The sequence below is a fragment of the Pseudomonas sp. genome, from assembly GCF_036387035.1.
In the GTDB taxonomy this organism is placed as follows: Bacteria; Pseudomonadota; Gammaproteobacteria; order Pseudomonadales; family Pseudomonadaceae; genus Aquipseudomonas.
Map to the genome: position 1 here is coordinate 1 of NZ_DASVUM010000021.1, position 11,068 is coordinate 11,068.

Sequence of the window (11,068 nt, forward strand, 5' to 3'; positions counted from 1 at the left end):
TAACTGTAATAGGCATACCGCGAGCTCAACCAATGTTGGCCAGAAGCCCAGAGTGGCTTCCTCGAACAGGCCTTATACATAGATGCAACCGGGTGGCAGTGTTTGAAAAGCGGGTAGACAGTGGAGGCGAGTCCATACATAGGAGCCGGCTTGCTGGCGAAGACGCCGGTACATCCCCTGACTATTCGAGGGTTGATAGGCCCATTCGCGAGCAAGCGCACTCCTACCTGTCATTTGTCCGCAGATACCTGGCGTGTTGACATCGCGGGTAAGCGAGAGCGCGTCCGCGCAGCGACGGCAACCCCTCACCTAGCGGTTATTGCCGTGCATCTTGGTCATCAGTTGCGCTTCGGCCTGGGTCAGGCCGCAGGATTGGGTGAGTTCGTCGATGCTGGCGCCCATGCCGACCAGGCGGGCGGCCTGGGCGAAGGACAGGGTCGAGGGATCGCGCTGTTCAAGCGCGGTGATCTTGTCCGGCAGCAACGCAACGAGGGAACGCAACTCGTGCAGCTCCTCGCCCATTTTCACCGTGCCGCCCTGGTAGTTCTCCAGGCGCCGGGCCAGGTCGCGGATGCGCTGATCACGCAGCGAATCCGCCTCCAGCTGCTGCGTGGCCAGTGTGCGCAGGCGTTTGGTGTGGGCCATGAACATTGCAACGCTCGCGACCCACAACACCGCCAGAAAAATTACCGCCACATCAAGAATCAATCAGATGTTCTCCAGCTCGGACCACTCTTCCTCGGACATCATTTTGTCCAGCTCCACGAGGATCAGCAGTTCGCCGTTCTTGTTGCACACGCCCTGGATGAATTTGGCGGACTCGTCGTTGCCCACGTTCGGCGCGGTTTCGACTTCCGACTGACGCAGGTAAACCACTTCAGCCACGCTATCGACCAGGATCCCGACCACTTGCTTGTCGGCCTCGATGATCACAATACGCGTGTTGTCGCTGACTTCAACCGGCGGCAGACCAAAGCGCTGACGGGTGTCGATCACAGTGACGACGTTGCCGCGCAGGTTGATGATCCCCAGCACGTAGCTTGGCGCGCCCGGGACCGGAGCGATCTCGGTGTAGCGCAGCACTTCCTGAACCTGCATCACGTTGATGCCATACGACTCGTTGTCCAGGCGGAAGGTGACCCATTGCAGAATCGGATCTTCGGAACCCTGTGCTGACGACTTCTTCATACCCCTAACCCCTTGCGTGTTGTGCGGTGCGGTCGGCGTTTCGTACGCCGGCCTGTGTTGATGTGATGATCTTTTATTGACTGATGCTACTTAAGCTTGTGCATCTGCTTGACCGCGCCGCTGGCAATCAGCTCGGCCAGCTCCGACACGTCCAGCAGCGCACACATGTGCTCGATCACCGTCCCGGCAAGCCAGGGCCGTTGACCGCGATGGGTGCGCCATTTGATTTCGTTGGGGTCCAGGCGCAGCGAACGGCTGACCTGATGCACCGCCAACCCCCACTCATAGCCCTGAACCGAGATCACGTATTGCAGGCCCTGACGGAAATCGTCGCGATACCGGTCCGGCATGATCCAGCGCGCCGTGTCCAGCACCTTCAAATTGCCCGCCTGGCTGGGCAGGATCCCCAGAAACCAGTCCGGCTGACCGAACAGCGGCGTCAGGTCATGGCCCGCCAACGGATAGATCGAGCCCAGACACACCAGCGGCACCGCTAGGGTCAGACCGGCAACGTCGAACAGCAGGCATTCGAACGGCTCGGCGGCCCAGGCCGGACGCTCGTCGCCAGTGGGCGGCGGCGTCGGCGTGCGCTGGGCAGACCGATGCAGATCAACCACCGGCTCGACCAGCGCGACTGGCGGTTCTTCCACCACCGGCGCTTCAATCACAGGCTCTAGCACCGGCACGATCACCGGCGGCAGAATCACCGGCGGCATCACCACGGGCCGCTCCATCACCCGCGCGGCAGCCGGTTCAGGCTGCGCCGAATACGCCAGCGACACCGGCGCAGGGCGACTCATCGGCGCAGGCGACGGGACCGGCAAGGCGGCGGCCACAGCGGCGGCGACCGCAGAACGCATGCGTGCGTCGTGGGCCTGCTCTTCGAGCACGGCCGCTTGAAATTCATCGACGGACTCGACGACCTCCAGCTCCTCGGTCGCGTCTTGCAGCAACGCGTCCAGGTAGTTCTGCAGGGCCAGTTGTGGTCGTGAAGCGATGTCCAGAGGGCGGTTCATACGGGAGCCCGAAAAGTAGTGGTGCGATTACCGCCTGAAACAGATATCGGCTGCATAGCGGGCGGACTTGAGCGTGCAGGCGCGCCGCTCGATAAATAATGATCAGCGGGCACTCAAGCCACCTGCCCGACGAGTTGTTCGGTCAGCATGTGCTTGAGCAAGGCGCGGTACGCCAGCACACCACGGCTCTTGTTGTCGAACTGCGAGGGCGTCACGCCGGCGCGGCTGGCATCGCGCAGCCGGGTGTCCACCGGAATGTAGGCATTCCAGACGTTGTCCGGGAAGCTGTCGCGCAGCAGCTTGAGGGTGCTCATCGAGGCCTGGGTGCGGCGGTCGAACAGCGTCGGCACGATGGTGTAAGGCAACGGCACCTTGCGCGAGCGGTTGATCATCGCCAGCGTGTTGACCATGCGCTCCAGGCCCTTCACCGCAAGAAATTCAGTCTGCACCGGGATCGCCAGTTGCTGGCTCGCCGCCAGGGCGTTGACCATCAACACACCAAGCAGCGGCGGGCTGTCGATGATCGCGTAATCAAAGTCCTGCCACAGTTGCGCCAGGCTCTTGGCAATCACCAGCCCCAGGCCGCTCTGCCCCGGCGACTGGCGCTCAAGGGTGGCCAGTGCGGTGCTGGAAGGCAGCAGGGAGATGCGTTTGTCGCTGGTGGGCAACAGCAGTTGGCCGGGCAAGCCGTCCGGCACGACGCCTTTGTGCAGGAACAGGTCGAAGCAGCTGTGCTCCAGCGCATCGGGGTTATGCCCGAAATAGCTGGTCATCGAGCCGTGGGGATCGAGGTCCACCACGACCACGCGCTTGCCCGCCTCCGCCAGCAAACCGGCTAAAGCGATGGAGGTGGTGGTCTTGCCGACCCCGCCTTTCTGATTGGCTACTGCCCAGACTCTCATGTACTCGTTTCCCCCCGGACCAAAGTGACGACCGGGTTTAAGGGGCAGATGACGAAGATTTGACGCCTTGCGGCGGCTTGGACGGGACCGGTGCAGTTTGTGTGCCAGCACGGCGCAGCGCGGCATCGGGTTTTGCGTTGGCAGTGGCGCCCGAGCCCGTGAGGCTGCGGCGCACCTCCAGGTTGCGCGAGATCACCAGGACCACGCGACGGTTGCGCGCGCGGCCATCGGCGGTGGCGTTGGAGGTCAGCGGCTGGAATTCGCCATAGCCGACCGAGGCCAGCCGCGCCGGGTTGATCCCGTCCATGGCCAGCATGCGTACGATGCTCGACGAGCGCGCCGACGACAGTTCCCAGTTGGTCGGGAACTGGCCTGTGTTGATCGGCTGGTTGTCCGTGAAGCCTTCGACGTGTACCGGGTTGTCGAACGGCTTGATGATCTTCGCGACCTTGTCGATCAGGTCGAAGGCCTGGTTGCTCGGCATGGCGTCGCCGCTGCCAAACAGCAGACTGGAATTGAGCTCGATCTCGATCCACAGCTCGTTGCCGCGTACCGTCATCTGTTTGGAGGCAATCAGGTCGCCGAACGCTGCGTTGACGTCATCGGCGATCGACTTCAGCGGGTCGTTGGCGCCCTGCCCCAACGCCGCGTCCGTCTGCTCGCTGTCCTGCACCAGCGGATCGGCGGGCCGGACGGTCTGCGGCTTCTGCTCGCCAATGGGGATCGGCCTGACGCTGCGCTCGGGTTCGTTGAACACCCCGACCAGCGCCTCGGACAGAACTTTGTATTTGCCTTCGTTCAGCGAAGAGATGGAATACATGACCACGAAAAAAGCGAACAGCAAGGTGATGAAGTCCGCATAGGACACCAGCCAGCGTTCGTGATTCTCGTGCTCTTCGTGGCGACGTCGGCGGGCCATCAGTCCATCACTCCATGAAGCCTTGCAGCTTCAGTTCGATCGAGCGCGGGTTCTCGCCTTCGGCTATCGACAGCAGGCCTTCGAGGAGCATCTCCCGGTACCGCGACTGGCGCATCGCCACGGCCTTGAGCTTGTTCGCCACCGGCAGAAGAATCAGGTTGGCGGACGCCACGCCATAAATAGTGGCAATAAACGCGACGGCAATACCGCTGCCCAGTTGACTGGGGTCGGCCAGGTTGCCCATCACATGGATCAGGCCCATGACCGCGCCGATGATGCCGATCGTGGGCGCGTAACCGCCCATGCTTTCGTAGACTTTTGCGGCCTGGATGTCGCGGCTTTCCTGGGTGATGAAGTCCACTTCGAGAATGCCGCGGATGGCTGCAGGCTCAGCGCCGTCAACCAACAGTTGCAGGCCCTTGCGTGAATAGGCATCGGGCTCCGAGTCCGCCACGGCTTCAAGGCCCAGCAAGCCCTCTTTGCGCGCCGTGAGGCTCCAGGACACGACGCGGTCGATGCCGCCGGCCAGGTCGATACGCGGCGGAAACAGAATCCAGATAAAGATTTGCATGGCTCGCTTGAACGCGCTCATTGGCGTCTGCAGCAGGCAGGCCGCCAGCGTACCGCCGAGCACGATCAGCGCAGCCGGGCCATTGAGCAATGCGCCCAGGTGCCCGCCTTCAAGGAAGTTGCCGCCAATGATGGCGACAAACGCCAGAATGATCCCTATGAGCGTCAATACATCCATCAGCTGCAGGCCTCAACCAGATGGCGCCCGATGTCGTCGAGGCTGTAGACCGCGTCGGCCAGTTCGGCTTTGACGATGGCCATGGGCATGCCGTAGATCACGCAGCTGGCTTCGTCCTGCGCCCAGACCTGGCTGCCGCTCTGTTTGAGCAGACGCGCGCCTTCACGGCCGTCGGCGCCCATGCCGGTAAGGACCACCGCGAGCACTTTGTCACTGTAGGATTTGGCCGCCGAGCCAAAGGTGATGTCGACGCACGGCTTGTAGTTCAAGCGCTCGTCACCCGGCAGGATTTTCACCGCGCCGCGACCGTCGACCATCATCTGCTTGCCGCCCGGGGCCAGCAACGCCAGACCGGGACGCAGGATGTCACCGTCTTCGGCTTCCTTGACGCTGATCCGGCAGAGCTTGTCGAGACGCTCGGCGAAGGCCTTGGTGAACGCCGCGGGCATGTGCTGAATCAGCACGATGGGCGCCGGAAAGTTGGCCGGCAGTTGCGTCAGCACCCGCTGCAAGGCCACCGGGCCACCGGTCGAGGTGCCGATCGCCACCAGTTTGTAGGCTTTGCGCTTGGGCGCAGCCGAGGTTGGCGCAGCGTGATGCGAAGCCGGTGCGGCTGAACGCACGGGCGCAGGCGCCGGACGTGAAAAACCTGGCGCGACAGAGGCGCTGCGCGGTGCAACCGGCGGGGGTGAGGCTGCTGGCGCCGGCGTCGGGGCAGGCGCGCTGGCGTAGCCGCTGAAACGACGGTTGCTGCGAGAAATGCTGTGCACTTTCTCGCATAGCATTTGTTTGACCTTCTCGGGGTTGCGCGAGATGTCTTCGAAATTTTTTGGCAGGAAATCCACCGCCCCGGCATCCAGCGCATCGAGGGTCACTCGGGCGCCTTCGTGGGTCAGGGAGGAGAACATCAACACCGGGGTCGGGCAGCGCTGCATGATGTGACGGACCGCGGTAATGCCATCCATCATCGGCATTTCGTAGTCCATGGTGATCACGTCGGGCTTGAGGGCCAGGGCTTGTTCAATGGCTTCCTTGCCATTGGTGGCAGTACCGACCACCTGAATCGTGGGATCTGAAGAGAGAATTTCCGAGACACGACGTCGGAAGAAACCCGAATCGTCCACGACGAGAACCTTGACTGCCATAAACACTCCAAAGAACGCGCGCCACCCTGAGGGTCCGCACGCCCTGAATCATGTAGCTTGGGTCACATCTGGCGATGCGGAAAGGCCAGTGGGACCAATTTTCGCGCGTTAAGCAGGACCTGTAGGACCGGCTTTAGCCGGGAACGCGTCGGATGTCACGCCGCAAAATCCACGGCGTTCGCCCTACCCTCTTCCCGGCTGAAGCCGGTCTTTCTCCTGGAAGGCGTTGGGTGTCACGCCGCGATATCCACGGTGTTCATGCCTGCCTCTTCCCGGCTAAAGCCGGTCCCACAGAAAAACATCGCAAGCCGCCTACCGAAGCCGATCCTGCTTAGCCTATCCGTCGTGCCGCGTAGCGCTTGAGCATGCTCGGTACATCGAGAATCAGTGCAATGCGGCCGTCACCGGTGATGGTGACGCCCGACATGCCCGGCGTGCCTTGCAGCATCTTGCCCAGCGGTTTGATGACCACTTCTTCCTGGCCGACCAACTGATCAACCACAAAGCCGATGCGTTGCGTGCCGACCGACAGAATCACCACGTGACCTTCACGCTGCTCCTCGTGGGCGGCCGAGCTGACCAGCCAGCGCTTGAGGTAGAACAGCGGCAGCGCCTTGTCGCGGACGATGACCACTTCCTGACCGTCGACGACGTTGGTGGTCGACAGGTCCAGGTGGAAAATCTCGTTGACGTTGACCAGCGGAAAGGCGAAGGCCTGGTTGCCCAGCATGACCATCAGCGTCGGCATGATCGCCAGGGTCAGCGGCACCTTGATGATGATCTTCGAGCCCAGGCCCTTGGTGGAATGGATGTTGATCGAGCCGTTGAGCTGGGCAATCTTGGTTTTCACCACGTCCATGCCCACGCCACGCCCGGACACGTCGGAAATCTCGGTCTTGGTCGAGAAGCCCGGCGCGAAGATCAGGTTGTAGCAATCGGTGTCGCTGAGGCGATCCGCCGCGTCCTTGTCCATCACGCCACGCTTGACCGCGATGGCGCGCAGGACCGCAGGGTCCATGCCCTTGCCGTCATCGGAAATCGACAGCAGGATGTGGTCGCCTTCCTGTTCGGCCGAGAGAATCACACGACCGCCCCGGGACTTGCCCGACGCTTCGCGCTCTTCCGGCGACTCGATACCGTGGTCGACCGCGTTGCGCACCAAGTGGACCAACGGGTCGGCCAGGGCCTCGACAAGGTTCTTGTCCAGGTCGGTTTCTTCACCCACCAGCTCAAGGTTGATTTCTTTCTTCAACTGACGCGCCAGATCGCGAACCAGCCGCGGGAAGCGACCGAACACTTTCTTGATCGGCTGCATACGGGTCTTCATGACCGCGGTCTGCAGGTCAGCGGTGACCACGTCCAGGTTGGACACGGCCTTGGACATGGCTTCGTCAGCGCTGTTGGCGCCCAGACGCACCAGGCGGTTACGCACCAGCACCAGTTCGCCGACCATGTTCATGATTTCGTCCAGCCGCGCGGTGTCGACGCGCACGGTGGTTTCGGCTTCGGCCGGCGGCTTTTCAGCAGGTGGTGGAGCCGCAGCAGCGCGAGCCGGGGCAGGCGCAGGTGCAGCGGCGGCTTTAGCCGGGGCTGCAGCAGCCGGCGCGGCTTTGACCGGTTCAGCTTTGACAGGCTCGGCTTTGGCAGCCGGTGCAGCAGCAGGTGCAGCGACCGCGACGGCAGGTTCGAACTTGCCTTTACCGTGCAGCTGATCCAGCAGGTCTTCGAATTCGTTGTCGGTGATCTCGTCGGAGCCTGCGGCTTTCGACGGGGTGGCCGGCGTCGCAGGCGCGGCAGGTGCCGCGGCCGGAGCAACGCCCACGGCATCGGCCGAAAACGAGCCCTTGCCATGCAGCTGATCCAGCAGCGATTCAAATTCGTCGTCAGTGATTTCGTCACTGGCCGGAGCGGCAGACGGCGTCACCGCGGCAGGTGGTTGCACCGCATCGACGGCGAACTGGCCTTTGCCATGCAGTTGATCAAGCAGTGATTCAAATTCGGCGTCGGTGATTTCGTCGCTGGCCGCGCTGCCGGCGGGTGCCGCAGCCGGTGCCGCTGCAACGGGAGCAGGTGCCGAAGCAACCGGTGCAGAAGCACCGCCTGCCGCTTGCGCCTTGACGGCGTTCAGCGAGTCCAGCAGCTGTTCGAATTCATGGTCGGTGATGTCTTCGGACGGCGCTTCAGCAACCGGCTCTTCGACCACCGGTGCCGCGGCGACTTCTTCTGCCGAGGCGGGCTCGGCCAGGCGTGCCAGGGCTGCCAGCAATTCAGGCGTGGCCGGGGTGACGCTGGAACGCTCGCGCACCTGACCGAACATGCTGTTGACGGTGTCGAGTGCTTCGAGCACGACGTCCATGAGCTCCGAGTCGACGCGCCGTTCACCCTTGCGCAGGATGTCGAACACGTTCTCGGCGATGTGACAGCATTCAACCAGCTCATTGAGCTGGAGGAAGCCGGCGCCCCCTTTTACAGTGTGAAAACCGCGAAAAATTGCATTGAGCAGGTCCGCATCGTCCGGCCGGCTTTCCAGCTCGACCAACTGCTCTGACAACAGCTCGAGAATCTCGCCGGCCTCTACCAGAAAATCCTGAAGGATTTCTTCATCGGCGCCGAAGCTCATTGGGGGGTGCTCCTAAAATTAACCGTCAAACCGATCCGGAGGCTGCACTGACGGCCTGCGCGCATTGCTTTCGTCGAAGCATTGGCGCGCGGGTCCAGCAACCACTTTCACAGAGAACCTGAAGTCAGAATCCGGATGACCGAATCAGAATCCGAGGCTGGATAGCAGATCGTCAACATCATCCTGTCCGGATACAACGTCTTCACGTTTATCGGCATGAATCTGCGGACCTTCACCCTTGGAGTGAAGTTTTTCTTCTTCTTTTTGCTGACGGAACACTTCCTGGTCGTGCTCGATGCCCGCGAAGCGGTCCACCTGGCTCGCCATGAGCACCAGCTTGAGCAGATTGCGCTCGACTTCGGTGACCAGCGTGGTCACGCGCTTGATCACCTGACCGGTGAGGTCCTGGTAATCCTGGGCGAGCAGAATGTCGTTCAGGTGCGCAGAGACCTCGGTGGTCTCCTTCTCGCTGCGGGTGAGGAACACATCGACGCGGCGGGCCAGATCACGAAACTCGTCGGCGCTGATCTCGCGACGCATGAAGCGTCCCCAATCCTCGCTCAACGACCTGGCGTCAGTACTGAGCCCGTTCATCAACGGGGTGCTCAGCTCGACCAGGTCCATGGTCCGGTTGGCGGCGTTTTCAGTCAGCCGGACCACGTACGACAGCCGCTCGGTGGCGTCGGTGATCTGGGAGACCTCCTCGGCCTGCGGCATGTTCGGGTCGATCTGGAAGTTGACGATCGCGCTGTGCAGCTCGCGCGTCAGTTTGCCGACTTCCTGATACAGGCCGCGGTCGCGGGTCTGGTTAAGCTCATGGATCAGTTGCACGGCGTCGCCGAACTTGCCTTTTTCAAGGCTCGATACCAGCTCTTGTGCGTGTTTCTTCAGGGTTGACTCAAAGTCACCCATTGTCGAATCTTTGGAATCCATAGCGCCCTCGCAGCGGACATCAGCTATTGACGCGCTCAAATATCTTTTCGATTTTCTCTTTGAGCACTTGCGCGGTGAACGGCTTCACCACGTAGCCGTTCACACCGGCCTGAGCGGCTTCGATGATCTGCTCGCGCTTGGCTTCGGCAGTGACCATCAACACCGGCAGGCTGCGCAGACGCTCGTCAGCACGCACCTGACGCAACAGGTCGATGCCGGACATGCCGGGCATGTTCCAGTCGGTGACGAGGAAGTCAAAGGCGCCGCTTTGCAGCATCGGCAATGCGGTAAGTCCGTCATCTGCTTCGGCCGTGTTGGTGAACCCAAGGTCACGCAACAGGTTTTTTATGATCCGCCGCATCGTTGAGAAGTCATCAACGATGAGGATTTTCATGTTCTTGTCCAATTCGACCTCCAAGCAGTCTTAAACGCGCCCAGCACCTGGACGCGCCACTTCATTCAACAGGCGTTACACAAAAAGGACTGCCGAGGGCACCACGCAACGAAACCGCGAAGGCTCATACCCCCGCGGTAGCGTCTGCAGTGTCCCCACACTGCCTGTCAGCGCGCGCGCCACTCTCCCAACCGCCCCCGCAAGCGGGCCGCGCACTGGCTATGCAACTGGCTGACACGCGATTCGCTGACCCCCAGGACCTCACCGATTTCCTTGAGGTTCAGCTCTTCGTCGTAGTACAGCGCCAACACCAGGCGCTCGCGCTCCGGCAAATTGGCAATGGCCTCCGCCAGCGCTCCCTGGAAGCGTTCATCTTCCAGATCGCGCGACGGTTCCATATGCGCGCTCGCGCCGTCCTCGTGCAGCCCTTCGTGTTCGCCGTCCTGCAACAGGTCGTCGAAACTGAACAGGCGGCTGCCCAAGGTATCGTTCAAAATCCCGTAATAATCATCGAGACTCAATTGGAGTTCGGCCGCAACTTCATGATCTTTAGCGTCACGACCGGTTTTTGCTTCAATTGCGCGAATTGCGTCACTGACCATTCGCGTATTGCGGTGTACCGAACGCGGCGCCCAATCCCCTTTACGCACCTCATCGAGCATCGCACCACGGATACGAATACCCGCATACGTCTCGAAACTCGCGCCTTTGCTCGCATCGTATTTGGACGACACTTCGAGCAGGCCGATCATGCCGGCCTGGATCAGGTCTTCCACCTGCACGCTGGCCGGCAGACGAGCCAACAGGTGATAGGCAATACGCTTGACCAACGGCGCATAGCGCTCGATCAATTCGCCCTGAGTGTCACGGGCGGACTTCTTGTAGGCGTTGTAGCCGTTCGCTGTCATAGCACCGGTCCTGCGCTCGTCTGATGTACCAATCGCTCGACGAAAAACTCCAGATGCCCCCGAGGGTTGGCAGGCAACGGCCAGGTATCGACCTTCTGGGCAATGGCCTTGAACGCCAGTGCGCATTTCGAACGGGGGAACGCTTCGTAGACCGCACGCTGCTTCTGCACGGCCTTGCGCACACACTCGTCGTAGGGCACCGCACCGACGTATTGTAAGGCGACGTCGAGGAAGCGATCCGTGACCTTGGTCAACTTGGCAAACAGGTTGCGGCCTTCCTGCGGGCTCTGGGCCA

Annotated in this window: 11 protein-coding genes and 1 pseudogene; all 12 read right to left on the minus strand. The window is 61.7% G+C overall.

What is annotated here, in order from left to right; translation table 11 throughout:
* Window positions 1-309: 309 nt before the first annotated feature.
* Window positions 310-708, minus strand: coding sequence for a DUF2802 domain-containing protein (locus VF672_RS01730; RefSeq protein WP_331100751.1), 399 nt, complete (start codon window positions 706-708; stop codon window positions 310-312).
* Complete coding sequence (locus VF672_RS01735) at window positions 709-1,188, minus strand: chemotaxis protein CheW (RefSeq protein ID WP_065987319.1); 480 nt, start codon at window positions 1,186-1,188, stop codon at window positions 709-711. It abuts the gene before it with no gap.
* Window positions 1,189-1,274: 86 nt separating this feature from the next.
* Window positions 1,275-2,204 (minus strand): CheW domain-containing protein, encoded by a 930-nt coding sequence (locus VF672_RS01740; protein ID WP_331100754.1) that lies wholly within the window; start codon window positions 2,202-2,204, stop codon window positions 1,275-1,277.
* 113 nt (window positions 2,205-2,317) lie between these two features.
* Window positions 2,318-3,106: a ParA family protein gene (locus VF672_RS01745; RefSeq protein ID WP_331100756.1), complete on the minus strand. Its 789-nt coding sequence runs from the start codon at window positions 3,104-3,106 to the stop codon at window positions 2,318-2,320.
* A 37-nt stretch (window positions 3,107-3,143) separates the two neighbouring features.
* Entirely contained in the window at window positions 3,144-4,025 is an 882-nt protein-coding gene (gene motD, locus VF672_RS01750; RefSeq protein WP_331100758.1) for a flagellar motor protein MotD, read from the minus strand.
* Window positions 4,026-4,032: 7 nt separating this feature from the next.
* Entirely contained in the window at window positions 4,033-4,773 is a 741-nt protein-coding gene (locus VF672_RS01755; RefSeq protein ID WP_331100760.1) for a flagellar motor protein, read from the minus strand.
* Complete coding sequence (locus VF672_RS01760; RefSeq protein WP_331100762.1) at window positions 4,773-5,918, minus strand: chemotaxis response regulator protein-glutamate methylesterase; 1,146 nt, start codon at window positions 5,916-5,918, stop codon at window positions 4,773-4,775. Before VF672_RS01760 ends, VF672_RS01755 begins: the two co-directional genes overlap by 1 nt.
* Before the next feature lie 331 nt (window positions 5,919-6,249).
* The gene (locus tag VF672_RS01765) at window positions 6,250-8,538 is read right to left on the minus strand and encodes a chemotaxis protein CheA (RefSeq protein ID WP_331100764.1); all 2,289 of its coding nucleotides are present in this window, start codon (window positions 8,536-8,538) and stop codon (window positions 6,250-6,252) included.
* A 144-nt stretch (window positions 8,539-8,682) separates the two neighbouring features.
* Entirely contained in the window at window positions 8,683-9,471 is a 789-nt protein-coding gene (locus VF672_RS01770) for a protein phosphatase CheZ (protein ID WP_331100766.1), read from the minus strand.
* Between the two features lie 19 nt (window positions 9,472-9,490).
* On the minus strand, window positions 9,491-9,865 hold the full coding sequence (locus tag VF672_RS01775; RefSeq protein ID WP_172612850.1) for a chemotaxis response regulator CheY: 375 nt from the start codon (window positions 9,863-9,865) through the stop codon (window positions 9,491-9,493).
* Between the two features lie 167 nt (window positions 9,866-10,032).
* Window positions 10,033-10,773 carry an RNA polymerase sigma factor FliA gene (gene fliA / locus VF672_RS01780; RefSeq protein ID WP_331100771.1) on the minus strand — a complete coding sequence of 247 codons (741 nt, stop codon included), beginning with the start codon at window positions 10,771-10,773 and terminating at the stop codon, window positions 10,033-10,035.
* Window positions 10,770-11,068: pseudogene (fleN, locus tag VF672_RS01785) on the minus strand (flagellar synthesis regulator FleN); the annotation flags it as partial. The pseudogene fleN and the gene fliA, both read right to left, overlap by 4 nt.